This is a genomic window from Bacilliculturomica massiliensis, from assembly GCF_900605495.1.
In the GTDB taxonomy this organism is placed as follows: Bacteria; Bacillota; Clostridia; order Peptostreptococcales; family Anaerovoracaceae; genus Bacilliculturomica; species Bacilliculturomica massiliensis.
This window is the reverse complement of sequence record NZ_LR027600.1, coordinates 1-25568: the sequence shown is the minus strand read 5'-3', so window position 1 is coordinate 25568 and position 25568 is coordinate 1. Positions and strand designations below refer to the sequence as shown.

The window sequence follows — 25568 nt, the reverse complement described above, 5'->3', positions numbered from 1 at the left end:
TCTAACATCCCCATTTATTTCTTTACCAGAGGTTTCGCCGGATTTCCGGCTACAACCATGCCTGCTTCCACATCTTTGATTACGATACTTCCCATTCCCACCAGCGCGTTTTCACCAATCTTTTTCTGGTTCTTTACGATGCATCCTGAAACATATGCGTTATCACCAATTTGTACAGATCCGTAAATCGTTGCTCCCGCAATCAAAGCCACATTTTTCCCAATCTCAACATTATGCGCAATGTGGCACAAGGCGTCAAACTTCGAACCATCTCCAATAACCGTATTGTCAATTGTTCCGCGGGCGATGTTGCAATTTGCCGATATATGCACATTATTTCCTATGATAACACCGCCATAATGTCTGACCATTGTCTTCCTATGATCCTCGTCTTCAGAGTAACCAAATCCATCCTGTCCAATGACCACTCCGGATTGGATAACACAATCGCTTCCGATTTTGACCTTATTTATAATCGAAACATTATGGTAGATCACGGTGCCGTCTCCAACGGTAATATCTCCGTCCAAAACGCAGTTATATCCAATTTTCACGTTCTTTCCAAGTTTTACTGACGGCGATATATAAGTGCCCGCACCCACTTCAGGCAATATAACTGGATGATTAAAAAAATGTTCAATGATATCAAAAAAACACTTTTTAGAGTTTTTCACCATAATCATATTAGGAAGTTCAAGCTTAACTCCATCTTCCACAACAGCGAGCGTCACATCATTCAGCACCTCACTGTTCGGAATGCTATCCAATTTCTTGATCCAGGTTAATGTTTTCCCTTTATAGTTTCCCAGAGAAGAAAACCCCTCGATGTCAACACTTAAATCTCCTTGAAATTGATATACGACACCCTGTTGTGTGAGATAATCTAAAACATCTCCAATTTTTATTATGCTATTCATTTTCCTATTCCTAACCTTCTATCTCTTCTTCAGCCATGATAGCGCCTAAATCTTTTATGTTGTGATCTAAACGTTTATAACGATCAAAGTTGGCATGATTCACAAAAGTTTTCACAGTCGACTCCAACGTCTCCGCTTCTTTCTTGTACCAGAACGCATGTGTTAGAATCTGCAGCTTATCATATTGCCCCTTTTCTATGATACCTTTTATATCTTCTCTCCAATGTCTCCGACTATCGGACAGATATTTAAACTCATTGAAAAACAGACTTCCATAGGCATTTATCATACCAGGAATCCGCAAATCCGCCTGCAGCGTTCGGGGCGAAGGGCGATGCATGGACACTGCGGAAATAGGGACTTCCAGAATCTGCTCCATAATATTGGATTCTTTTCTGATACACTCAACTATGTCAAGGGTTTCATAATGATACAATGTCTCATCAAAATGTAGCCCAATTTCATGACCGAGGGCGTGTATATCCCGAACAATTCGCTTGCCTTCAGCCGATGCGATATTATAAAAATCAGATGAAAGCAACACAAAATACGTAGATGAAACACCTTCCCCTATAGAACGTTCAAGTTCCGCCATCCTGAGTGAATCATCCAAGGAATAATCCACATCGTGCCGCAGTATTGCCGCCCTCTCGCAGCTGCTGTGATTGTGATAATTTGCGATCTGATAGCCGTGCTTCTTGAGCAATTTTATTAATTCCACATAAGCTTCATAGGTGAAATCCATCTTTATTCCCTTTTCATCAAACATTTAATTGACTACTTTCCATCTCGGTTTTAAGGATCATATAAAATCCAATGAACGTATGTGATCAACAGGAAAACGAATCCGCCTTTCCTCTTGACTCGAACGATATGTTGCCAGGATGATTTCCATTCCTTTCTTACCCTCTCGTCCATCTATATAGGGGACCCGGTCCTGCTCGATCGCCTCAATCATATCTGCATAGAGTGGCGTATGCCCGCTTCCATATACATTTTCCACATCGCCGTTGCATTCAGCAATTACCTGTTCCAGCGTGTCTTTGCCGTCAGCGAAATCCCAGGTTTCGATCTTATTGACTGCGAGACCGCCGATCGCTACTGTACCATTCTCTCCAATTATCGTTAGAGTTTCTTCTAAATTCTTTGGATAAACACACACCGTGCCCTCCACATTGCCGATGGCGCCATTTTTAAAGCGGATCTGAATGCTTCCGTAGTCCTCCGCTTCAATATATGGATGCATATAGTTCCCGACAGTCCCATTCAGCCAGTCCATTTCACCGCCAAGCATCCACTGAAGCAGATCGATCCCATGAATACATTGGTTCATCAAGCAGCCGCCGTCCTGCTCATACGTCCCACGCCACGGAGCCTGTTTGTAATAGTTGATATCCCTATTCCATAAAATTCGCGCATTTCCCGCTATAATACGACCAAATCGCCCCGCATCAAGGGCTTGTCTCAGTTTTTGAATCGGCGGATTGAAACGATTTTGATGACAGACACACAACTTCACATGATTCTCATCCGCAGTTTGAATCATCCGCTCAGCGTCCTCTGTGGACAAGGCCATCGGCTTCTCTACGATTACATGCTTTCCTCGTTTCATGCATTCAATGGCAATCTCAGCATGGAAACCGCTTTCAGTCGCGATAGCTACAATATCGCAATCAATTTCGTCCAGCATCTTTAAATGATTTGTGTATATTAACGGGTTTTGATCCACTTCCAATGCGTCTGTATATTGACGACATCTCTCGGCTGCTCTTTCTTTAATGGGATCGCAAAACGCAACTAGCTCTATTTTATCTTTGTTTTCGATGGCGGCCTGCACATGCTTGTATGAAATGCGGCCGCATCCAATTAATTCCATTTTATACATTCATCCATTTCCTTTACAACATCCATTATTATTTTTAAATAGAACTATAAAGTGACAATAATTTTTCAGACTCCAATTCCCAATTAAACATTTCCTTGATTAACTTTCTCCCGTTTAGACCCATTTTCTTTGCTTCATTTGGACTTGCAATCAGATATTCAATCGCATCAGAAATTTCCTCTACATTATCAGGATTCACGCTAATTCCAAATTCATATTCATTCAATAACCTTTGATTAAATGCTGTTTTGGATATAATTACCGGTATGCCTAACGACATGTATTCATATACTTTTGTAGCCAAATTATCAACCATGCCATATTGTATTTCATTTAAAAGTGTGCAGCACCCAATCACGCACTCTTTATAAATCTGACGAACTTGTTCTTTGTTGCACACTCCCCTATAATCTACTTGATTCGAAATCAAAAAATCTTTGACGTATTTTTCAAAATCTGGAGATGAAAACCTGCCTGCTAAAACCAAGTCAACATTCGCTAATTGGGCCGCTTTGATAAGAAAGCCGATCCCACGCTCATGAGAAAGAGAACCTGTATAACATATCCTTTTTTTATCCCGCACCATAGCTTTTGGGTAATCATTCTCATCATAATACTCATAAAAATCTTCTAACTTCGGAACGTTATTTATCATTACGTTTTGTTTAGAGCGACCTTCAAATACATTTCTCCCGTTTAACAGACAAGGAAAAATTACTGCATTAATATTTTTGCATACATGTGTTTCGTACTTAGCATATATAAATGAGATTATTTTGCGAAGTATCTTTGGAATATATTCTTTTGATAATATTTGCATACGATAAAACTCATGACTATCGAAAATAACTTTTTTGCCTTTCCTATATAGCTTTATCGCTATTGGTAGTAGTTCTGGATCATGAATATGATATATATCTGCATCAATTATTAATGCCGCTCGATAAGCGCGTATAGTACCATGTAGCATTCTATCCATCCGATTCTTTGAAGGCGGCAATGAAATTAGTTTAACACCGTCTTTAACACCACTTTCCCCTTGGCAAACAAGATAAACCTCGTAACCAGCTTTGGATAAGGATACGCACTCCTTTTCAAATATTCTAATATCATTATTCATGTGTGCCGTACTGATGTGGCAAACCTTTTTTCTATCCATGCAGGGCCCCTTTATAAAACCTTCAAATTTTCCTGACTTTATTAGTCTATTGAAACATCAAATTGACGCATGAAAAGTTCAATAGCAAAAAAGTCTGCTAATATTTGTTGGTTTGAATTTTGATTATATAACTGCCGTAATTGATCAACTTCAAAAATAGCATTACTTCTTGGTTCATGAAAAATATCTTCTATGAATTCCTCAGAAAAATTATGACTCCACCTTTCGGTTGGGGCGCCGAACCCCATTTTGTTTTTTCTCCAAGTTACCTCATCTGGCATACGGCCTGCAAACAAATGTCTTAATAAACTCTTAGTATAACCCCCTTTTATTCTATAATCTACTGGAATAGATGCAATAGATTCAATATATTCATAATCAATAAATGGAACCCGGCTCTCTATTGAATACGCCATGTACAACCGGTCGTCATAACGTAGTATATGGTTTAATTGTTGCCCACAAATTTCATCATGCAATAACTGCTGCAAACTTTTGGGAGCCAACATTTCCTTATAATCACTTGTTTTTATCGTATCTAACAGAGTAGCTTTACAATATTTTTTGATTATTTTTTTCTTTATCAGTGTCCTTATTGACGGATTATTAAAATATACAAATAATTTAAATAACTTCGGCGCGGAACATCTACTATTTTTTGTAGCTAGATTAAACTCATTAACTAATTTTCTCCATTTTAATTGTTTTATTAACTCATAAAAGTAATATACGTAATATCTTTCGTAGCCGAAAAGAGATTCATCAGCACCTTGCCCATTTATTACCACCTTATATCCATCTTTTGCCACAGCTTCTATTACTTGCATCACTCCCAATAAGGAATATCCTCCGACGCCTTCTAAGTGCCATACCATTTTCTTAAACAATTCATCAGTCTGCTCTATATGCGGATAGACATAATGAGAATTACAATGATGATATTCATTCACCATTTGTGCATAGTTCTTTTCATCATTTTCTGGTGACTCCTCGTAACAGGACGTATACGTGCTAAGAACACACGAACTCCAATTGTGACTATTTCCCAATTGTTCACAAATCTCTGTGACAAGAGAAGAACTATCTAACCCCCCAGACAGCATAGTGGCTATCGGAACATCGCTTCTCAATCGATATTCAACGCTTTTTTTTAAGTTCTCACCAACCAGTTGGACACTTTCATCGAAACTCAATTTATGATTTTCTTTTACTTCCAATTTCCAGTAATCTTGTACTACTGCATCAATAATACAGTGTTTTTTTATATCAGTATACACCGTTATGCTATGTCCAGGCTTTAATAGATGTATATCCTTAATCAATGTCTCATCATTAAAATCTGATATATTATAAACTAAATTTACTGCAACCGTCTGCATATTTAAAATTCTTGGCACAATGCTTATTTGACAAATTTGCTTTAATTCAGACCCAAACACAAACCTACCTTTTTCTTTATCTAGATAATAAAATAAAGGCTTAGCGCCCAATCGATCTCTCGAACAAAATAATTTCTGTTCCTTCATATCCCAAACAGCGAATGCCCACATTCCATTGAAATGTTTTACACAATCCTCTCCCCACTCTTTGTACGCCTCTATTAATACTTCTGTATCACATGTGCTTTTAAAGTAATGACCTTTCTCCACTAATTGTTTTTTTAATTCCAAGTAATTATATATCTCTCCATTAAAGGTAATATGAACTGTTCCCGAGTCATCTGTCATTGGTTGATGACCATAACTCGTTAGATCCAGTATACTCAGACGCCTATGACCAAACGCTAAAAAATATTTTTTTTCTTTTGAAATATCATCAATATTCAAGATTTTTTTCGGTCGCAAATTAACTGTTTCAACCCCGACAGCTTGTACATATCCTTCATCTCCCCACAATGTATATCCTTCATCATCGGGTCCTCTGTGGCGAATTATATTTGTCATCGCTTTTACTTCTTTAATAGTTAATTCTTCGGTAAAATCCAATACTCCTGCAATACCACACATTTTCCCTCCTCATATTACAATATTTACAAAAATCACGTTAGTCTATCTATATTTTCCAGAACAAATAGTTTGTTTATATAGCAAATAACCATAAAGAATATGAGCCTGCTATATCCCTAACTGTCTAACTGATTCACTCAAGCTTATGATGTTTACAGCAATATTTTCGCAAAGTCTGCATATTCCTCTAAATCCTCTCCAAATTACATAAGCTCACTCGCCCAGTAATTAAATTGAAGAAATACAGGCCGCTGTCGATGGGGCATTTGAGGCCGATTGTCAGGATTTGTCTGTTTCATCATTCAAACATCTTGTGTCCTGAGCCCGCTAGTTAATGCAATGACATCTACACCATCACAGACATATAGAAGCTACAGCCTGATGTGCTTTCTTATCAACTAATCTCCATGTTTAAGTTTCAAACTCGGTCTCTTCATTATTTAAATTATTTTACCAAACCTGATTTAAATCTGTCAACATACCATCTAACCGTTTCTTCCAAACCGTCGTCAAAGCAAATTTTAGGCTTCCAATCTAACTCTTTCTGAATTTTTGATGCATCAATTGAATATCTTAAATCATGTCCTCTCCGGTCCGGAACAAACTCTATAATTTCATCCTTTTCACCCAATATTCTCAGAATTAAACGTACTAAATCTAGATTACTCTTCTCATTGCCTCCCCCTATATTATACACTACAGAGGATACATTTGAGTGTAATATACTATCGATTGCAGAGCAATGATCGTTCACATGTAACCAGTCTCTAACATTACAACCGGAACCATACACCGGAACTAACTCTTTTTTTATTGCTTTGTTTATTACAACAGGGATTAATTTCTCAGGATATTGATATGGCCCATAATTATTACTACATCTTGATATCGTCGCATTTATATTGAAAGTGCGTATATAACTTTGGACCAGTAAATCTGCCGAAGCTTTTGATGCGGAATATGGGCTGGATGGCTTTATTGCCGAGTTTTCCGTGAACTTTAAATCTGGCCTTTCTAATGGCAAATCTCCATAAACCTCATCTGTGGATACCTGATGAAACCTTTTTACTTTATATCTCATGCTAGCATCAAGCAACACCTGAGTTCCTAATATATTCGTTTTGAAAAATATATCAGGATTTATTATGGAACGATCTACATGACTTTCTGCCGCAAAATTAATAACATAGTCTGGCTGATAAGTATCAAATAACTTAAACACCAAAGTCTGATCTGTAATGTCTGCTTTCTCAAAAAATAAGTTTTTATTGTCATAAACATCAGATAGGTTTTCCAGTTTTCCAGCATAAGTCAATAAATCAACACATACAATTTTTGCTTCTGGATATCGGCCTAACATATAATGAATAAAGTTGCTTCCTATAAAACCGGCTCCTCCAGTTACCATAAATACATCCATAATTACTCCTTGTTAATTTTATTAAATACTAGCGGTTAATCAAAAGAGCACTACCCCTACAAGCTATATTGAGTTAGACATTAAAGTTTTAGGACTTCTAATACACTTATTGTTTGATATTATCTTTAGCACTTCCATTATTGACTCGCTGAATAAATTCCTTTAACCAAGGTTAGTGTATACTAATAAATGTTGTTATAAATTAAAAATCCGTTTGCTATTAATCACTTTTCCCTTCCACCAAGGACATTAAGTATTTTCCATAATCCGTCATTCTTAATTGCTCGCCCAACTCAATTAATTCTTCTGTCTTTATAAATCCCTGTCTCCATGCGATCTCTTCCAGCGCAGCTATGTACATTCCCTGTCGTTCCTGAACAGTCTCTACAAATTGACTAGCACGCAACAAACCTTTTGGGGTTCCTGTATCCAGCCACGCAAACCCTCTACCCAGGAGCTGACAACTTAATCTTCCTTGCTTTAAATACTCATCATTTACAGCTGTAATCTCTAATTCTCCTCGTGCTGATGGTTGTATGCCTTTCGCAATTTCAACCACATCGTGATTATATAGATAAAGTCCCGGCACTGCGAATTTAGACTTTGGATTCTCAGGTTTTTCTTCAATAGATAATATATTTCCACTTCTGTCTAACTCTATTACTCCAAAATCGCTCGGATTCTGTACTGGATATCCAAAAACAACTGCACCGCTATTCTTCAACGACAATGCCTTTCGCATAAGATCTGTTATATTTCCATAAAACACATTGTCACCAAGCACGAGACAGACATCACTCTGTCCTATAAACTCTTCCCCAATAATAAATGCCTCTGCTAATCCGCGAGGATATTCTTGTATTGCATATGTAAATCTAATCCCCCATTTTTCGCCACTGCCTAATAACATTTTGTACTGTGCTAATGATATCGGATCAGAAATAATTAGAATATCCCTAATTCCAGCAAGCAACAACACCGAAAGTGGATAATAAATCAACGGCTTGTCATAGACGGGGAGCAGCTGCTTGGATATCACTTTTGTTGCTGGATATAATCTAGATCCCTTTCCTCCCGCCAGAACGATTCCTTTCATATTTTCCTCCAGATGTCATCCCAAATAAAAATCATTAATTAGCCTACATACATATTCTATTTCGCCTTCTTTCAGGTCGTAGAACATGGGTAGGCGCAAAAGTCGTTCACTTTCTTTTGTCGTATAAATATCCCTTCCGTGGAAAACGCCATATTTTCTTCCTGCCGATGAGGAATGCAACGGAACATAATGAAAAGCAGCCACGACACCATGATGCTTAAGAAAACTCATCAAAGTTGTACGCTCTTCAATATCCTTGACTTTAATATAAAACATATGCGCATTATGTTTGCAACCCTCGGGTACAGTCGGCAATTCTATACATCCCCTAATTCGGAGAGGCTCCAACAACTCATTATAAGTACTCCAATGTTTTAGTCTTGCATAATTAATTTGCTCTGCGTATTTCAACTGACTGCTCAACAATGCAGCACTAATATCGCTTGCTAAAAAAGATGACCCAACTGACTGCCATGTGTATTTATCAACTTGACCCCGCATAAATTGGCTTCTATTAGTGCCTTTTTCTCTTACTATTAAGGCGTTCTCCACATCAGTTTTATGATTTATTAACAGAGCTCCACCTTCCCCCATACTATAATTTTTGGTTTCATGAAAACTGAAGCATCCAAAATCACCTATACTACCTAATGCCCTTCCCTTATATGATGCCATTACCCCTTGCGCTGCATCTTCTATGACTTCGATTTGGTATTTACGTGCCACCATACAAATTTCATCCATTTCACAGGATACTCCGCCATAATGAACTGGTACAATCGCCTTAGTTCTATCCGTAATCGCCGGTTCGATTAATTTTTCATCAATATTCATTGTATCCGGCCTTATGTCAACAAATACCAAACTAGCCCCGCGAATTGCAAATGCGTTGGCCGTTGATGTGAATGTATAAGAAGGCAAGATTACTTCATCACCAGTATTTATATTTTGCAATAATGCCGCAAATTCAAGAGCATGTGTACCTGAAGGCGTCAGCAATGCTTTTGTAGTCAATGTGTGCTGCTCAATCCATTCTTCGCATTGAAGTGTAAAAGGGCCGCCCCCACAGTGTTTCCCGCTCTGAAACGACTCCTTCAAATACTCCGTTTGCGTATCTGTAATGACCGGCCTATTAAATGGAATCTGCCACACTTTTCATTTTCTCCTCTCGCCACCCCCAAATATAATACGGAGCCTCTTCTCCTGTATGAAATAAGAGATCTAATATACTAACATTATGTGTAAATGGGGGGTATACTTGATCGTATTCGGGGTAATTTGAATAATCTTTCCAAGACAATTTTATTCCAGCTTCCGTATAATCTTTCTCAATAATATAATTTTGGGCTGCTGGCCCTGACAAATATTCTTGCGCACCTGTTGCCTTAACTAAGTTCAATAATTTTGTATGTTTTTTCCCTTCTATATGCCCGAAAGATCTGCTATCAGAAAACTCCGTTTCAATACTCAAAAATTCTTTACTTATGTATTTGATAATATATTGATTCATTTGAGACAAATTGCCCCATTTCTTCTCCAGAAATACATTTTCCAAGAAGTCTTTGTACATATTGAAATATTTTGTCTTTGAATATGTCATATATAATATATCATAATGATTTCTTTGCCAGTCATAGGCACTTAATTGTACTTCATCAATTGTTCTATTACGATCTGAACCTGTTGGAACCGTCAGCCATATAATTCCATCTTTGGTCTTCACGGTGTTCCTATTCCGCCAGTCTCTTGTCGTGTATTGTACATCATCGTAAAAAACAAACAAATCGACATCATGTATGATATCAAAATACCCTTTCCATGGAATATAATTGGACTGTAGCACTGCAACCTTTTTCATTGATAAACACCCACCATTACTCGTTTCTAAAATCTTTTATCATATCGCCATAACCTCTTCCTGCTCCTGGCCAGTTCATAGCTTTCCAATCCTCACAATTTGTACAGACATGTCCGGATTGGAATTGATTATTCAGATGCTCATTTCTCAACTGTGCATAAATATCGCTTTTCCACAATTTATGAATGGAGTTTTTTTCATCATACTGACATATAGTACTTTTCCCCTCCCAAGAATTAGGGCAAAACCCAAGTTCCCCTTTCGCCGACAAAACTATTCTTTCCCATGGGTAAATACAGGGCTTTCTTTGCTCATCGTTATCTGAAATATGCATATGGTTAGCCCCAGCCGCAGTGTGTAATTTTCGCATAACTACATAGTCAACTCCCTGGGAGTACCAGTATTCTTCAAATTGTTTCGCTTCATGTAAATTAAGCGGTTGCACAACAAAACTCACTACAATCTTTGTCGCAGCTTTTCTTTCCTTTTTTATATTAATTAAATTTAATACGTTTTCTTTAACCCTATCAAAGTCTCCGTTTATTCGAATTTTTTCATAAGTCTCTTTACTGTTTGCATCCAAACTTACATCAATTAAATTTATGTTTATATTCAATAATTTGTCACAATTTCTTTCATTCAACAACGATCCATTGGTAGTAAGCGAAACAAATGTACCAGAATTATTTACCGAATACTCCAGCATATCAAAAATTTGAGGATGCAATAATGGTTCTCCATTCGCTGTATATCTTATCTGCTGAGTACAAGCCCGTCCATAAGCTTTTACTTCATCTATCATTTGATTGTGAAGAGATAAAGAAAGTTGTGCGCCTGTGAACACACTACTTTGGGCAAAATTTGCATGTGGACAATGCGCACATGCATAATTACAATTTTCTGTAACATCCACAATAATCTGCGATGGAAAATCCGCTGTTAACCTATCATAAAAACCATATTTTATTCCAACCATCTTCAATTCCCTCCAAAAATAACCTCATAGGCCTTCATTCTGTTTTTTTTAGCAACAAATTTTTCAACATATTTTTTATTGTCATTAATTTGATTTTTATTTAAAAACGCAATATCACTACAACCAGATATATTTTTTAAATCTCCAATTGGGAATGCGTGGCCATTATTATTTATTATATCCTGAAATACGGAAGTATCACACATATATAAAGTTTTTCCCAAATATAACAATGTCAATATATTCCCCCCTGCTTGTTGCATTTTATGATTCATAATAGCGATATCTATACCATTAAGAAAGCTATAGTAATCATCAGGATTCATATATTTCACGATTGGGATAAATCGTTGTCCCAGTATACTCTTCCCCCGTTCTATAACTTTGTCTGCATATTTATTATCTCCATATGAAAGTGGACAAAAAACTCTAAACTCCCCTTTTAAATTTTTCAACATCTGAAATACTTCAACATGATTGTTTGAAGGATCCGCCGAGTTACCTACCAGAATTCTTGTTTCACTATTGATTTGTTTGTGTTTCTCAAGCCGCATTCTATCTAATTCTATCGGTTGGGGAAATACAAAATGTAAATGCTCGGAAGAAACATTAGGATAGCATTCTTTGAAAAAATTAAAATCACCATCATAACTTGTACAAACGTAGTCCACGCGATGCATGAATCTGATTCTTTTCATTTTCATGTAAATTAAATTCTTAAGGAACTCACGTAAGCAATCATATTTAATTAATTGATACGTTTCTTTTTCATAAAAGTACCTTTTCTTTTTACTATATAAATCCCCCCCCCAAACAATCCAATAAAGCTTCTGATCAGGTTTTATATAACGAGTGATCCATGTTATAGACCAATTATCTAAATAATGAACATATATTCTATCATATAATGGTATAACCTTTTTTAATTCTTTGTTATGCAATGCAAAACACTTTTTCATCCCTTGTGGTACCTTTATCAACTTTATAGCAAAATCAATCTCCTCCTGCTTAATAAATTTTAATTCATTGGCATTCGTGATAATAAAAAAAGTATGCACATCATTAGGGAACATTTCTTGCATTTCTAGAAGTATTTTTTGACAAAAAGCAGAATCATGCATAAAATGTAAACATTTCATCTTGTTTTCCCCCTTTTAACAATAGCTGCTTCAATAAACCTAACTTCTTCTAATAATATTTTATTCTCTGCAGCGATAGGTCTAAATGTCTTATACAAGCTCTTCACTTTACTTTTTTTATGTTTTATGAGTATTTTAACAAACCGGAAAACCCGAACATTTTTTAAACATTTTTTTAAAGTTAATAAACGCGATTTACTATTTGAATTTATATCAGCGTACAACTTAACGAGCTGATTGGTTTCATTTTTCACAAAATCGTAAGCTTGCTCAAATTCAATTCCATCAATCCTTCGAAGCCCTATTGCTATCGCATTAAAATAGTTCTCAACCTCTTTTGTATATTCATCACTGTTTATTATTTCCACCAATCGTTTTGCACAACTACCAACGGAATAAATAGATGCTTCTCTCATTCCGTAAAAAAATGGGCAAATCTTGTGCTTTCCATACATTAAGGCAAATAAACATATACCGTGCGTCTCTAACTCATTGTAAGTCGGTAAATTAGCAGAATGCATATCCCTAAAGATATTATAAATAACGTCAGCTTGATAGACTCCCCACACGACTTCAGCTTTTACACTATGAAAATGCTTGATTCTTTCATATGCCGTGTCTTCTCCATAATCAAGGTCTAATTCATCTTTGTACGGAGGATTTAATTGAATTGAACTTCCACCTTCATACTCATAACTAAGAAACTGCCCTCGTACTGAGCCATAATCCTTATTATTTATCAAAAAATCAACGCATTTTCCAATTGAATCAAGATAAACAAAATCGTCGTCTGCACTAAACACGACGAAGTCATATTGTTCCTTTACATTCTTTTCTATAATAGTTCGGTATACTTTTTCCGGAAATTTCTCTTCAGGGTAATGTACATACTCAACATTATGGTTTGCTATCTCTTCATACTTGTGAATAGTTGAATCACAAATTATAATATCAAATTCGCTATTTTCCCAATATTTAATAACCTCTCCCAGATAATACTGTCTGTTATTTGTTGGTATGATTACACAAATCCTCCTCGTTCCACCTGTCATTTTTTATTTTCCCTTCTTAAACACACCAAATATTCTCGCTTATTATCTCTGTCTGTTCTGGGTATCATTTTAAACTCGAAATAAGGTGGTAATATGCACTGCATAAAAATAGCCTCTTATTAATGACTTAAGTTTCGTACTTTCTCAGTCATCCATTTTATAAATTCAATCACACCGCTTTGAATTGAATAATCGGCTTTCCAGCCCACTTCATTTCTCAATCTTGCCGAATTCGCAACAATTTGTTTTATGTCTCCACACACCGGATCTGCAAACTCTATCATATCTTCAAAACCCATTTCCATTTGGATCTTATCCAAAAAAGATCTGAGAGAAAAAACTTCTCCGGAACCGATATTGACCGCACCTTGAATATTCGTATCCAAAAGTGCTACAAAGGCCTTGGCTACATCCTTGACATATAGGTAATCTAATCTCTGAACACCGCTTCCACATCTAGGTTTGTGGCCTTGCGCCAATTCTGTTATTACATACGGCACAACACGTTTTTTATTTTCCCCTGGTCCAAAGAGATAAAATACTCTTCCGTGCGCATAGCTTATGCCTTGAATGCTGCAGAAATGTTTTGTAACATTATACATAGCCGCCTTACATTCTCCATAGAGAGTATCTGGCATTAAAGGTGTTATATCTTCTTTAAGAATTCCATCAGAAAAGTCGTACTCAAAACATGTTCCAGCTGTTACAATTCGTTTCCCACCGTATTTAATAAAAACCTCTATTAAATCAAGACTGGCTTTTAACCACTTTAAATTATTTCCAGAATTCTGGTACTCACCTGGCGTTAAATCCCATGCCAAATGGAGCAAATAGTCAATTCCAACTTTACCCATCGTCTCCTCGATGTTGTTCATGCCGTGTAACAAATCTGCCTTTATCCATTTTACATTCCTTGTATACCTTTCAGGAATAGTCTTTCGATAAGAGGCGTATACGTCAAATCCGCTTTCTAGAAGTACAGGTATGCAATGTTGGCCAATAAAACCAGTACCACCTGTCAAAAGTACCTTTTTGTTCGTCACTCCACATACCTCACATTTTCATAAAAGCTTTTAAATGTTTCTAAAAGCTCGTCCTTTGGGGAGATTACGATTTTATTATCAACCTTCTCTAATGGCCAATCAATCCCAATGTCAGGATCATCCCACAAAATTCCGCCGTCGTATTCAGAAGCAAAACGATTATCTGCATAATAACCCACTATTGCCATATCTGAAACCGTAAGATACCCATGGGCAAACCCTCTTGGTATATAAATACTTTTTTTATTTTCACCCGACAGGTAGAATCCTTTCCATTTCCCATACGTAGCTGAATTCTCTCTCAAGTCTACGACAACATCGAAAATCTCACCAACAATGGTATGCAAAAGCTTTGCCTGTGACTCTTTTTTCTGAAAATGCAGTCCCCTCAACACACCTCTGACAGAAAATGATTCCATACACTCGTAGATATCAACTTCTATTCCATTCGCTTCAAATTCTTCCCGTTCAAACCGTTTCGAAAAAAAACCTCTGTTGTCTCGCGCTATAAAAGGCGTTATAACTTTTAACCCCTTAATATCTGTCTCCTCAAAAACAAACTTGCCCATTCTATTTCTCCTTATATCGCATATAGGACCAATTCCTGTGCCGAAGTCTCTGAATGTGAACGAAGATAAAATTGATAATCCGGATTCATGGAATGAATCAACTGTGGAATTGTAATTAAATCCTCTTTTCTGTGATAAACACAGATTGCTAACTTTGGACGGTTATTGTGAATCGTCTTTTTTGCCCCACATAATGCCTGATACTCGGCACCTTCCACATCTAATTTTATAAAGGTTGCATCTGGAGCCATATTATCAATAGTATCACATTGGATTTCTATTGTTCCGTTTTCATCTATATTGGACCCACCGTCAAATCCTGCATTAAAAAGAAGGGGCTCTTTTCTACACCACACTCCTTTTTTCTTGATGACAATATTAGTGATTTGCGTCTTTTCAATTACACTTTCAATTTTTTCAATTTTATCTTCCTCAACTTCAAACGCGTAATATTTTCGATATTGCCTCCTGCTAAAGCTTAAAAAATCTTCTAAAGTATCACCTGTATAAGCACCGCCATCAACAAATATTTCTGTTGGACTGATATCAGTTAAACCCTCAATAAAATATTGCCTCTGATGATACACCGATTCTAAAAATTTAATATCGCTACTAACCTTAGTATTTAAATAAGCTATATATGTCTGCCTTGAATAATCGTCAGCAAGCATGCTAAAAGTCAGATCAAAGGCTTTCTCATTTTCTTCCACAAATGACTTATCTATCATTGATTCTTCAAAATGCGCGATATCCCATATGAAGGTTGCGATAATCCGAGGATCTTTAAATTTTGAATCCATACGAACAGTTTTGATTCCATAGTTACTTGCTGCTATCAATATAATTCTATTGTAGTTAGCACATACCTGATCGAATGTCATAACATTTTTAAATACGTTACTTTTATCATTGACATGATCATCGCTGCAAAAATAGCCTTCAACTTTTAGCCCATTTTTCTCAAGAAAACGCGTAATGTGTAAGGCCGGACGGCTTGCTCCAAATAATATGATCACCCCCCCCCCCGTTCCATTTTTTGGATTTTCTCAATATCCCTTAATTTTATATTTTCTAATTGCGACAATCTTTCAATCATAATTTTTGCCTTTCTTTAATGAAAGCATCCGAACGCTAAGCTTTGCATTTATAAATCCAGCATATACCGACAATCCACAACAACCAGATTCTCACGATTTTTAGCCAGCTCATTCAATTTCTCAAATTCTTTCCACGCTGTTGTTATAATATAGTGATCACCAAACGACATCGCTTCCTCCAGACTGCTCAAATATTTGACCGGAAAACCATAGTTCTTTCTGAACTCATCATTCGCGATTGGATCATAGACCGCAACCTCTTTGTAACCGCTCTTTAGAATTTGATCAATCAGCTTAGCTGCCGGCGTATCTCTTACATCGTCCGAACCCGGTTTAAACGATAGACCCAAAATACAGAGCGGTTTATCTAACGGAACAGCATGCTTTACCCGTTCCAGCATCACTTCCGGCATATGCTCGTTTGTCTGGATCACATGTTTTAAAATATCTGGGACGAACCCTTTGGCTTTACTTACTGCAAAAAGTGCGTTCGTGTCCTTTGGAAGGCAATATCCGCCATAACCACAGCCTGGAAAAACATAGGATGCCATATTGCAATCGTTCCAGCGTTTGTCCATATGCAAAAGCTGAAACGCTTCTCTAACCCTAATATCACCGACAGCATCCGCTACCATGGACATTTCATTAGAGAAACTGATCAAGGTCGCCAACAATGTGTTGGATAGATATTTCAAATATTCTGCCGTATTCCAGTTCGTGCAAAAAACAGGAACATCAAAACTTTGATACAACTCTTTTAGCATAGCAGCAGATCTTTTATCCTGAACACCAAATACAATTCGATCTGCATGGACAAAATCATCCCAGCAATGTCCTTCTCTCAAAAATTCCGGATTATTAGCCAAGCCGATCCGTTCACCCGGTTCAAATCCCTTTTCCTTCAAAAACTCTGCGATTTTCTCTTTTGTCGTAGATGGCGGGATCGTGGATTTCGTCACAAACACGCGAAACTTTTCATCTCCACAGCAGCGCAACGCTTCCTCCATTGCAGTAAAGAGATACGTTAAATCCGCTTCTCCATTCTTTCCATACGGTGTTCCAACACAGAAATATATGATATCACTTTCTTGAATCGCAACAGATAAATCGACATCCAAAAATAATTTTTTCGATATTACAGTATTCAGCGCATCGTCAAGACCAGGCTCATAAAATGGCATTTTTCCTTGCTCATATTGCTTCACCCTGCTCTCATCTATATCAAATCCGTAGACCACGTTACCTTTGGCAGCAAGTCCAACCGCCGTTGTTAATCCGACAAAACCTAATCCAAAAACAGTGACTACCATATAACCTCATCCCTTGCACTTTCCTTCAAATATTTGAGGAATCTTTCAACTCCCATTGCTACATTGATCTGTGCCTCATATCCTAATACAGATTTTGCTTTTTGAGTATTCGGACACCGACGCTGCGGATTATGAGTCAAATACTCTTTTTCCTCAGCCGCTTTGATCTTACAGCTGCCTGCATAGCCAAAAACATCACGGCCTTTTTCCACATAGATTTTCGCTAATTCCCTGATACTGATTTCTGGTTTAGAAATACCTATATTAAAATAGTCATATTTCCCATAAAGCAACGCTTTCAGATATCCGACAACAGCATCTGCAATATAACAAAATGTACGCGTGGGCGTACCGTCTGAAAGCATAATGATATCACTGTTCTCGTAAATATTTTTTGCAAAATCAGCAGGCACCCGTTGGTCGGAAAGCTTCATTCCTGGACCGTAATTATTAAAAGGTCTGACAACAGTGATCGGCATGTTATACTGGTTTGCAAATAACATGCACATCGTCTCTCCAAATCGCTTTGATTCATCATAGCATGCTCTGGGGCCTGTGGCCGAAACAAAACCCCTATATTCTTCGTCCGTGGGAATACTTTCAGCATCTGGATCGCCATAAATTTCGCTTGAAGAATAAAAAAGAAATCCCTTAATGCCTTTATCTTTGTAAAAGTCAAGAAGGCTACGAAGACCCCAGATATTCGCATCCAAGGTTTCGATCGGGTATTTCCTATAAAAATGCGGGGATGCAATAGAAGCCATATGAATGATATAATTGCATTGATCTGCATCCGGAAGCGAGGCAATATCATCACTCGCTACATCAAATGTTTGTACATCCACAAAATCCAGATTTCCTATCTGCTTCAGCCATTTGGGTGAGCCCAATTTAAAATTGTCCAGAGCCACAACACGTTTTACACCAAGTTCATTTCCAAACCTGGCCAAAAAGTGCATAATATAATAGCCCAGAAAACCTGCGCAACCTGTAATTAAAATCTGCGCTCCTTGTAATTTATTTTTTTCTTCAGTTGTTAGTCCTGATAAAGTATACAGTAGATCTTCATTTAAAATTTTGTTCATTCCTGTTTATCCCCAATTTCGCCATGCAATTCTTGCGACTCATAAGCCTATATTTCCATCACTTAAAATACCTTTGGAAGTTCTGGCGGATCCGCCGCAGAAGAAGCGGCGCATCACTATTACCATTTCTTCCACGGAGCCCCCCCCCCGCCTTCATTCCACAGTTTTTCCAAATTATCCTTGTCCCGCTGCGTATCCATACACTGCCAGAAGCCATCGTGTTTATACGCGATCAATTCCCCGCGGCGGGCCAGTGTTTCAAGGGGCGACCGCTCTAGAACCGTATCGTCTCCTTCGATCAAATCAAACAAAGCCGGCTCCGCTACCATGAATCCGCCGTTGATCCAGCCGCCGTCTTCCTTCGCCTTTTCCACAAAGGAATTGACCCGGCCATCCCCCTCCATATCGAGGGCTCCGAACCGGCCGCCCGGCTGAATCGCCGTCATGGTCACGGTCTTCCCATGAGCCTTGTGGTACGCCAGCAGCTCTCTTATATTCACATCGGACACGCCGTCGCCGTAGGTCAGCATAAAAGGCTCGTCCCCTACATAGGGCTGTACCCGCTTCACGCGGCCGCCGGTCATGGTGTTCAGACCCGTGTCCACCAGCGTCACCTTCCAGGGCTCCGCCACGTTGTTGTGGACGATCATATTATTATTGTCTGCAAAATCAAAGGTAATATCAGAGCGATGCAGATAATAATCCGCGAAGTACTCCTTTATCATGTAACCCTTGTATCCACAGCACACGACAAACTCGTTGAATCCGTAGTGGGAATAAATTTTCATAATGTGCCACAGGATCGGCATTCCGCCGATCTCGATCATCGGCTTGGGCCGCAGGTGGGATTCCTCGGAGATCCGCGTTCCCAGCCCCCCGGCCAAAATGACAACCTTCATCGTCTTTCCTCCAAATCAGCTGCAATAACTGCACATGCGGTATGATCGTGCCACAGACTTCGATGACAGACGGCTTATCCGCATTATCGTTTAGGTTTTAGTCTTTCCTTCCATGCGGCGACGCCGCAAATAAATAGCTGGAACTATTATACCAGCATCCAGCCAAAAAGTCATAAAATCTCCCTATTTTCGCATTTTTCTTCCACTATTTATGACTGTTTTAAACGTTTCGTTTACTTCAAATCTTCCATTCACGCTATTTGAAAAAATCCAGCCCGTCGCCCAGATCGTATTTCTGATCTGCCGCCGCACGGACCGAAGCCCTGTATTAGCCGTATAAGTAGACGGGACCGCCGCCCTCAGACAAACGAAAAAAGGCTGCCCACGCAACGTTTTCCCGTTGGCGCGACAGCCTCGCCACCTTCCTTACTCGATATCCTTCGACGGCTTCTGGTGGACGATCTGATTCAGCAGTTCATTGCAAAATTCGCCGAACACGGCCCGTTCCGCTTCCTCGTCCACCTCGCCCTTTTCTTTTCGCATTAGCGTGACGACGGTAGCATGGTCTTCCTGTCCCAGATAAATATAATATCGGTCCAAAAATAGATGCGCCGTTTTTATTACACAGTCCACTTTATAAAGATCTGAATCAAGCCGAAAAACGATGCCATCTTCCACTATTTCAAATGTACTCATTTTCCCTCCGAAGGTTGTCCGCTGACACACAAAAACACACCCCACCCCTCTGAACAAGGAAAAGTCATGCTATGTATCGTCTTTGCTGCATGGAGGGTTTTCTAATCTGAACTGTCTGGACTGGAATAGATGCATTCCTTTACCACAGACTTTTCTTTATTATACCATAATCAGTAAGTTTTTCAACGTATAAACAAACTCATCTCATACTTTTTCTCTGTGAAGGGAGTACGAAGTAAAACAGTGAAAAATCGGCCTTCTGCCAACACCCCGATCAGTCGCTCCCGACCTCCCCCAGCGCCAGTCCCAATACCAACGCCGGCCATTTCAAAATGAATGGTATGGATACTACGGTTAGGCGCTTGATCTGCTTCTACAAATTAGATATAATAGTATGAAATAAATATTATTTCCAACAGGCATTTCTGTGGACGATCATGCGCAAAGGAGGGAAAACACCGATGAAAGATTACTTTACCTTTACCCCTGGGGAGACGCGCTATCTCGAAAGTGTGAATGCGGCTTGTGCAGGTATTCTTTCTCCCTATGCGGCCCGCGATACGGACGCTGTCCGTCTGCGCGACTACAAGCCCAGATATGATATCATCCGTCCGCCTTATTCCTATGACGTTGACTGTATCATTCATAATCCGCTGTACAATCGTTATGCAGATAAGACGCAGGTGTTTTCTTTTTATCGTAACGATGATCTGACCCGCCGGGCACTGCACGTCCAATTTGTCTCGAAGATCGCCCGCACGATCGGGCGGGCTCTTCGTCTGAATCTGGATCTGATCGACGCCATCGCCCTGGGCCATGACATGGGACACGCGCCCTTTGGCCACAAGGGGGAGACGTTCCTGAGTGAAAATTACCGGCAGGGGACGCTGAAACGGACGGGAAATGCGCGCTTTTTTAACCACAACGTTCACAGCGCCCGCATTTTCCGCTATATTTTAGATTCCAATCTGACACTTCAAACACTCAGCGGCGTTCTTTCCCACAATGGAGAGAAGGTCCATCTGGCATATGCCCCAGCCCCGATGGACTCCTTCGACGAATTCGACCAGATCCTGGAGCGGTGTTACCTTGCTCAGGATCACCACAAACACCTGACCCCCAACACGCTGGAGGGCTGTGTGGTGCGCATCAGCGATATGATCGCCTACGCGGGAAAGGATCGTCAGGATCTATACCGCGCGAAGCTGATACCAAAAGAAAAATTTGAGGAAAAGCGTCTGATCGGCGTCAAAAATAGTGATATCATCTCCAATGTGGTCATTAATTTGATCAAAAACAGTATTCATTCGCCCTCCCTCAGCATGGATGAAGAGGTCTTCCGCGATCTGGAAGATCTGATCGCCGAAAACTATCGGGTCATCTATGAGAACGAACAATTAAACGAACCCTACTTCACGATCGTTCAGCCGATGATGTCTTTGCTGTACGATCGGCTGATCAACGATGTGGAAAACAGCCGCTATGACTCGCCCGTTTTTCGCCACTATCTGGACGATCCCATTCAGGGCAACCTGTATCGCCATCAGCAGCGGCGCTTCATCGCCGCGCCTCCAGACGAGATCGTCACAGACTTCATTGCCAGTATGACAGACGATTACTTCATCGATATCTGTCGGCAGTTGCATCTAAACGACGCACTGCTGGACAAGTTAACGTATCATGAATATTTCTGACCCGCCGGCGCAGAAGCAGAACGGTAAATAGCAAAAAAGCGTTTGCAGGAGGTGATCTACACCCGGCAAACGCTTTTTCACCATATGCAGCTATTTAATGGTTCTCCGTCTGGCGCGTTTCTGTACCCGGCACCACATCTTTCGTGGCCACTACCCGCGCCCCCGTGCCCGCCAGATCTTCACAGACCGTCTGCCCCCGTTTGACCGGCGCGTCCAGAGTCATCGCGCAGATTTCTTCCATCGCCTGTTTGAAGCAGTCCTTGGGGATCCTCCTGTCGGTGCGGACGCTGACCAGCGGCAAATCGCCGCCCTCTACTTTCACCGATGTAGTCAGCACACGGCGCTTTTCTACCAGTTCTTCTCTGGCGTACCGGCGGCCTTTGTCACAGCGGGCTCCGGACAGATCCTGACCGATCCTGCAGCCATTTGGGCACAGAATGCATGTTAATTCCTTCTGTCCGGCGTTCCCGGTCAAATGGTTTTCCCAGGCGTTTTGTGCCGCCGCTTCCCGCTTTCTGGCAGCCAGCTCGCGCTTTTTAGCTTCCCGCACCGACTTAAGGCGCTCAATGGAAAAGCTTTCCCTGTTTATTCCACAGCCGCATTTTTCGCTGCCGTTTCTTTCTCCATCGCCGACGGTCCCATTCCCTCCCGATTTCCAGCCTGCATCCATCTCCAGGCTGTTCAAATAGGAAACTGCCTCTCCAGCGGCGTCGATCCCTTCCTGTGAGACCTGATCCACCAGGTCATGTACGTAACGCGCGTTTCCCACCACGAACAGCCCCGGACCTTCCGTCTGCAGGATCTCGTTTTCAGGGATCAGACCCACCGAGGTGATCAGCGTATCGCAGCTGCAATGCCAGCTGTGCGTCTCAAACTGGACCGTCTGCTCGATATCCACCCCTGTCACCCGGTCTTTCCCATACACTTTTCTGATTTCAGCGTTCAAATGTAACGGGATCCCAAAGTCCTCCAGACATTGGACGATATTCCTCTGCAGACCGCCCGGCACGCTTTCCTTCTCAACCACGCAGACCACCTCCGCGCCCTCCAGCGTCAGCCGACGCGCCATGATCAGGCCGATATCGCCGGAACCTACGATCACGATCCGTTTTCCCGGCAGCAGGTCGTGCAGGTTCAGAAAACTCTGAGCTTCACCCGCCGTATAGATGCCCGCCGGTCTGCTTCCCGGGATCTCGATGGCGCCTCTGGTCCGCTCCCGGCATCCGGTGGCTGCGATCACCGCCTTGCTCCGGTAGACGCCCTCGCCCTCCGGCTCCGCCGTCAGGACCTTCAGCCGTTGAGGGCCAGCCGCTGTTTCCCAGCCTGCATCTCTCGTCACCGACAACACCGCCGCGCAGCAGTGCGTCTCGATCCCAAGTTCGTCTACCTTTTCAATATCAAAAGCTGCGTATTCCGGCCCGGAATAATTTTCGCCATACCGCTCCAGTCCAAATCCGTCGTGAATACACTGGTTCAGCACTCCGCCCAGCCGGTCTTCCCGCTCCAGCAGCACAATATCTTCCACGCCCTTTTCCCGCAGCGCAGCCGCCGCGGCCAGACCCGCAGGCCCGCCGCCGACGATCACAACGTCTGTTTTTCTCTCCAACAATGTATTCCTTTCAGTCAATGTCTCCCTTTCCAACCGCATTTCCCTTTCCGTCAACTCTCACCGGCGTTCCTTTTCTCATCTCGCCCTGCCGGCAAACATCCATCCCGTGCTCTTGTCCCAGCAAAGCGTCAGCGGTTCTACACCCCGTTCCTCTGCCAAAAGCTCCACGATCTTTACAGAGCAAAAACCGCCCTGGCAGCGGCCCATGCCTGCCCTCGTCCGATTTTTGATCCCCCGCAGAGTGGGCAGGGCCCCGATCTTTACAATATCGTCATACGCATCCAGTATCTGTCCTTTCGTCACCGCCTCGCAGCGGCATAGGATCCGCCCCCGGCTGCTCTCAGCCCGGGTTTGCCTTCTCTCGTGTGAGCGGGAATCTACATCTATACTGGTCTCCCCCCAGTCTCTGCATCGGCGCCATTCCTCATAAGCCGGATTCCGCTCCACTTTTTCCTGTTTCTGAACGATATCGGCCACCATGCGCCCAATGGGGATCGAAGCGGTCAGTCCCGGGGACTCGATGCCCGCCAGCGTGATAAACCGACCCGCCTCCGGTTCCTGTTTAATGATGAAACCGCGTACCCGCCGGTTTCCTTCGTCGTAAGCTTGGGCCGTATTCCTGCAAAGCTTCGGATAATGTCCGTCCTCTTGATATCAGAGAGAAGCTGATGCCCGCCCTCAAACAGCATGTCCATCACTTCTTTCGTACTGTCGTATTCCTCTCTCTCGTGGTCCCCCAAGTATTCCGCGCTAGGTCCGATCATTATATTGCCGTGGATCGACGGCGTCAGATGGATCCCCAGCCCCCCGGCCTTTTGATTCGGCACCGGGTAGACCGGCAGCGGCAGGTCCAGGCCGCAGCCCTTGTCCAAAATATGGTACTCGCCTCTGCAGGGGCGGATCTCATACGCGTCGATCCCCGCCATGCGGCAGATCTCGTCGGCGTATAGCCCCGCGCTGTTGATCAGCCATCGGCTCCGAAATCTTTCTCCGCCTGCTGTCACTTCAAAACAGTCCTCCGCCTGAACGTTTTCCCTCCGGATCTCGCTGACCCTCTTTCCAAAAAAATAAACGGCCCCGTTCTGACAGGCGTGTTCACCCAATGCTACCGTATATTCAAAGGGATCAAAAACACCCGTACGCTCCGACAACAGGGCCCAGTTTCCGCCGATGCGCGGATGTATCCTGCTGATCTCCTCTCCGTTCAGGATCGTCAATCCCTCTGCACCGTTGGCCTCCCCCTGCCCCTTCAGGCGCTGCAGTTCCTCCCGGTCCTCATCCGTCAGGCCGGTCACCAGTTTCCCCGTCCGACGAAAGCTGATCCCCAGCAGAGCCGCTTCACGCTCAAAACCTTTGTTCCCCTCCACACAAAGCCGCGCCATCAACGTACCCGGCCGATTGTTAAATCCAGCGTGCAGAACTCCGCTGTTTCTGCCGCTGGTCTCGAATCCCGTATCCTGTTCCTTTTCCAGCACAGCCACATCCAGTCTGTACCTTGTCAATTCCCGGGCAATGGCATTCCCTACCGCTCCCGCTCCGATGACAATCACGTCAAAAATTTTCATTTAACTCACCTTACCAAAATATCACTATATCCAGTTTTACCCAGATCGTGTTATGATCGACATTAAGCCGCCTTTTCCATTTGCCGCTCACTTTCTATACATACCAATATACATGAATCGGATATTTTTTGCAAAGGTAAGAAAAGTTTCTGGCGTGTGTTATATGGAGGCCTTTTTTAAACAAGCTGGTATTTATAACCAAATTTATTTTTAATTATCACAACACCCAAAATAGATAATATTTGATATATCAATGCCCGATTTAAATATTACCTATTTTTTACAATTAATTAATTTCTAAATTCAACCTTTATTCAACAATTATTCACTTTTTTGAGAACTGAAGATAATGTCAAATTATCTTCAGAAGGGGAGGATGATTTGAGCAAACCAAAACGAATAAACTCCCCTTCGAAGAATTCTAAAGGAGGAATTTCAAAATGAGAAAAGTACTTTCATTTGTGCTGGTACTGTCTCTGGTTCTGGGAAGCTT

General features: G+C 41.1%; 23 protein-coding genes. 1 reads left to right on the top strand and 22 read right to left on the bottom strand.

What is annotated here, in order from left to right; translation table 11 throughout:
• Positions 1–14: 14 nt before the first annotated feature.
• The 19 genes from E0E37_RS03855 to E0E37_RS03765 all read right to left on the bottom strand — a co-directional run bounded on the left by E0E37_RS03855 (position 15) and on the right by E0E37_RS03765 (position 20207).
• On the bottom strand, positions 15–917 hold the full coding sequence (locus tag E0E37_RS03855; RefSeq protein WP_130861670.1) for a UDP-3-O-(3-hydroxymyristoyl)glucosamine N-acyltransferase: 903 nt from the start codon (positions 915–917) through the stop codon (positions 15–17).
• A gap of 10 nt (positions 918–927) precedes the next feature.
• Entirely contained in the window at positions 928–1686 is a 759-nt protein-coding gene (locus E0E37_RS03850; RefSeq protein ID WP_130861669.1) for a polysaccharide deacetylase family protein, read from the bottom strand.
• Between the two features lie 33 nt (positions 1687–1719).
• Complete coding sequence (locus tag E0E37_RS03845) at positions 1720–2802, bottom strand: Gfo/Idh/MocA family protein (RefSeq protein WP_130861668.1); 1083 nt, start codon at positions 2800–2802, stop codon at positions 1720–1722.
• A 34-nt stretch (positions 2803–2836) separates the two neighbouring features.
• Positions 2837–3961 (bottom strand): glycosyltransferase family 4 protein, encoded by a 1125-nt coding sequence (locus E0E37_RS03840; protein ID WP_130861667.1) that lies wholly within the window; start codon positions 3959–3961, stop codon positions 2837–2839.
• A 41-nt stretch (positions 3962–4002) separates the two neighbouring features.
• A complete protein-coding gene (gene asnB / locus E0E37_RS03835) occupies positions 4003–5967 on the bottom strand; it encodes an asparagine synthase (glutamine-hydrolyzing) (RefSeq protein WP_130861666.1) in 1965 nt (654 codons plus the stop codon).
• Between the two features lie 445 nt (positions 5968–6412).
• Positions 6413–7387: a dTDP-glucose 4,6-dehydratase gene (rfbB, locus tag E0E37_RS03830; protein ID WP_130861665.1), complete on the bottom strand. Its 975-nt coding sequence runs from the start codon at positions 7385–7387 to the stop codon at positions 6413–6415.
• Between the two features lie 220 nt (positions 7388–7607).
• The gene (gene rfbA / locus E0E37_RS03825) at positions 7608–8483 is read right to left on the bottom strand and encodes a glucose-1-phosphate thymidylyltransferase RfbA (protein ID WP_130861664.1); all 876 of its coding nucleotides are present in this window, start codon (positions 8481–8483) and stop codon (positions 7608–7610) included.
• 15 nt (positions 8484–8498) lie between these two features.
• A complete protein-coding gene (gene rffA, locus E0E37_RS03820) occupies positions 8499–9635 on the bottom strand; it encodes a dTDP-4-amino-4,6-dideoxygalactose transaminase (protein ID WP_246019629.1) in 1137 nt (378 codons plus the stop codon).
• Complete coding sequence (locus E0E37_RS03815; RefSeq protein ID WP_130861663.1) at positions 9616–10341, bottom strand: WbqC family protein; 726 nt, start codon at positions 10339–10341, stop codon at positions 9616–9618. Before E0E37_RS03815 ends, rffA begins: the two co-directional genes overlap by 20 nt.
• A 16-nt stretch (positions 10342–10357) precedes the next feature.
• Positions 10358–11317, bottom strand: coding sequence for a radical SAM/SPASM domain-containing protein (locus E0E37_RS03810; RefSeq protein ID WP_130861662.1), 960 nt, complete (start codon positions 11315–11317; stop codon positions 10358–10360).
• 2 nt (positions 11318–11319) lie between these two features.
• A complete protein-coding gene (locus E0E37_RS03805) occupies positions 11320–12456 on the bottom strand; it encodes a TDP-N-acetylfucosamine:lipid II N-acetylfucosaminyltransferase (RefSeq protein ID WP_130861661.1) in 1137 nt (378 codons plus the stop codon).
• Complete coding sequence (locus E0E37_RS03800; RefSeq protein ID WP_130861660.1) at positions 12453–13508, bottom strand: TIGR00180 family glycosyltransferase; 1056 nt, start codon at positions 13506–13508, stop codon at positions 12453–12455. Before E0E37_RS03800 ends, E0E37_RS03805 begins: the two co-directional genes overlap by 4 nt.
• Positions 13509–13627: 119 nt before the next feature.
• On the bottom strand, positions 13628–14551 hold the full coding sequence (locus tag E0E37_RS03795; protein WP_130861659.1) for an NAD-dependent epimerase/dehydratase family protein: 924 nt from the start codon (positions 14549–14551) through the stop codon (positions 13628–13630).
• Positions 14548–15120, bottom strand: a complete 573-nt coding sequence (gene rfbC, locus E0E37_RS03790) for a dTDP-4-dehydrorhamnose 3,5-epimerase (RefSeq protein WP_130861658.1) — start codon at positions 15118–15120, stop codon at positions 14548–14550. Before rfbC ends, E0E37_RS03795 begins: the two co-directional genes overlap by 4 nt.
• 11 nt (positions 15121–15131) lie before the next feature.
• Positions 15132–16136 carry an FkbM family methyltransferase gene (locus E0E37_RS03785; RefSeq protein ID WP_130861657.1) on the bottom strand — a complete coding sequence of 335 codons (1005 nt, stop codon included), beginning with the start codon at positions 16134–16136 and terminating at the stop codon, positions 15132–15134.
• A 128-nt stretch (positions 16137–16264) separates the two neighbouring features.
• Entirely contained in the window at positions 16265–17527 is a 1263-nt protein-coding gene (locus tag E0E37_RS03780) for a UDP-glucose dehydrogenase family protein (protein WP_130861656.1), read from the bottom strand.
• Entirely contained in the window at positions 17521–18612 is a 1092-nt protein-coding gene (locus tag E0E37_RS03775) for an NAD-dependent epimerase/dehydratase family protein (protein ID WP_130861655.1), read from the bottom strand. The genes E0E37_RS03780 and E0E37_RS03775 overlap by 7 nt, the downstream gene beginning before the upstream one ends.
• A 119-nt stretch (positions 18613–18731) precedes the next feature.
• Entirely contained in the window at positions 18732–19511 is a 780-nt protein-coding gene (rfbF, locus tag E0E37_RS03770; RefSeq protein ID WP_130861654.1) for a glucose-1-phosphate cytidylyltransferase, read from the bottom strand.
• Positions 19512–19937: 426 nt separating this feature from the next.
• On the bottom strand, positions 19938–20207 hold the full coding sequence (locus E0E37_RS03765; protein WP_130861653.1) for a hypothetical protein: 270 nt from the start codon (positions 20205–20207) through the stop codon (positions 19938–19940).
• Between the two features lie 461 nt (positions 20208–20668).
• Between E0E37_RS03765 and E0E37_RS03760 the strand changes: the two genes are divergently transcribed.
• On the top strand, positions 20669–21901 hold the full coding sequence (locus tag E0E37_RS03760) for an HD domain-containing protein (protein WP_165445195.1): 1233 nt from the start codon (positions 20669–20671) through the stop codon (positions 21899–21901).
• A 94-nt stretch (positions 21902–21995) separates the two neighbouring features.
• Here E0E37_RS03760 and E0E37_RS03755 read toward each other — a convergent pair whose 3' ends face one another.
• The 3 genes from E0E37_RS03755 to E0E37_RS03745 form a co-directional block, all read right to left on the bottom strand.
• Complete coding sequence (locus E0E37_RS03755) at positions 21996–23507, bottom strand: DUF1667 domain-containing protein (protein ID WP_165445194.1); 1512 nt, start codon at positions 23505–23507, stop codon at positions 21996–21998.
• 78 nt (positions 23508–23585) lie between these two features.
• Positions 23586–23957: a (2Fe-2S)-binding protein gene (locus E0E37_RS03750; protein ID WP_165445193.1), complete on the bottom strand. Its 372-nt coding sequence runs from the start codon at positions 23955–23957 to the stop codon at positions 23586–23588.
• 56 nt (positions 23958–24013) lie between these two features.
• Positions 24014–25075: an NAD(P)/FAD-dependent oxidoreductase gene (locus tag E0E37_RS03745; RefSeq protein WP_130861649.1), complete on the bottom strand. Its 1062-nt coding sequence runs from the start codon at positions 25073–25075 to the stop codon at positions 24014–24016.
• Positions 25076–25568: the final 493 nt, after the last annotated feature.

Coding starts and splice junctions, on each gene's coding strand:
- E0E37_RS03855 (WP_130861670.1), bottom strand. CDS start 917: ATGAATAGCATAATAAAAATTGGAGATGTTTTAGATTATCTCACACAA.
- E0E37_RS03850 (WP_130861669.1), bottom strand. CDS start 1,686: ATGTTTGATGAAAAGGGAATAAAGATGGATTTCACCTATGAAGCTTAT.
- E0E37_RS03845 (WP_130861668.1), bottom strand. CDS start 2,802: ATGTATAAAATGGAATTAATTGGATGCGGCCGCATTTCATACAAGCAT.
- E0E37_RS03840 (WP_130861667.1), bottom strand. CDS start 3,961: ATGGATAGAAAAAAGGTTTGCCACATCAGTACGGCACACATGAATAAT.
- asnB (WP_130861666.1), bottom strand. CDS start 5,967: ATGTGTGGTATTGCAGGAGTATTGGATTTTACCGAAGAATTAACTATT.
- rfbB (WP_130861665.1), bottom strand. CDS start 7,387: ATGGATGTATTTATGGTAACTGGAGGAGCCGGTTTTATAGGAAGCAAC.
- rfbA (WP_130861664.1), bottom strand. CDS start 8,483: ATGAAAGGAATCGTTCTGGCGGGAGGAAAGGGATCTAGATTATATCCA.
- E0E37_RS03815 (WP_130861663.1), bottom strand. CDS start 10,341: ATGAAAAAGGTTGCAGTGCTACAGTCCAATTATATTCCATGGAAAGGG.
- E0E37_RS03810 (WP_130861662.1), bottom strand. CDS start 11,317: ATGGTTGGAATAAAATATGGTTTTTATGATAGGTTAACAGCGGATTTT.
- E0E37_RS03805 (WP_130861661.1), bottom strand. CDS start 12,456: ATGAAATGTTTACATTTTATGCATGATTCTGCTTTTTGTCAAAAAATA.
- E0E37_RS03800 (WP_130861660.1), bottom strand. CDS start 13,508: ATGACAGGTGGAACGAGGAGGATTTGTGTAATCATACCAACAAATAAC.
- rfbC (WP_130861658.1), bottom strand. CDS start 15,120: ATGGGCAAGTTTGTTTTTGAGGAGACAGATATTAAGGGGTTAAAAGTT.
- E0E37_RS03780 (WP_130861656.1), bottom strand. CDS start 17,527: ATGGTAGTCACTGTTTTTGGATTAGGTTTTGTCGGATTAACAACGGCG.
- E0E37_RS03775 (WP_130861655.1), bottom strand. CDS start 18,612: ATGAACAAAATTTTAAATGAAGATCTACTGTATACTTTATCAGGACTA.
- rfbF (WP_130861654.1), bottom strand. CDS start 19,511: ATGAAGGTTGTCATTTTGGCCGGGGGGCTGGGAACGCGGATCTCCGAG.
- E0E37_RS03765 (WP_130861653.1), bottom strand. CDS start 20,207: ATGAGTACATTTGAAATAGTGGAAGATGGCATCGTTTTTCGGCTTGAT.
- E0E37_RS03760 (WP_165445195.1), top strand. CDS start 20,669: ATGAAAGATTACTTTACCTTTACCCCTGGGGAGACGCGCTATCTCGAA.
- E0E37_RS03745 (WP_130861649.1), bottom strand. CDS start 25,075: ATGAAAATTTTTGACGTGATTGTCATCGGAGCGGGAGCGGTAGGGAAT.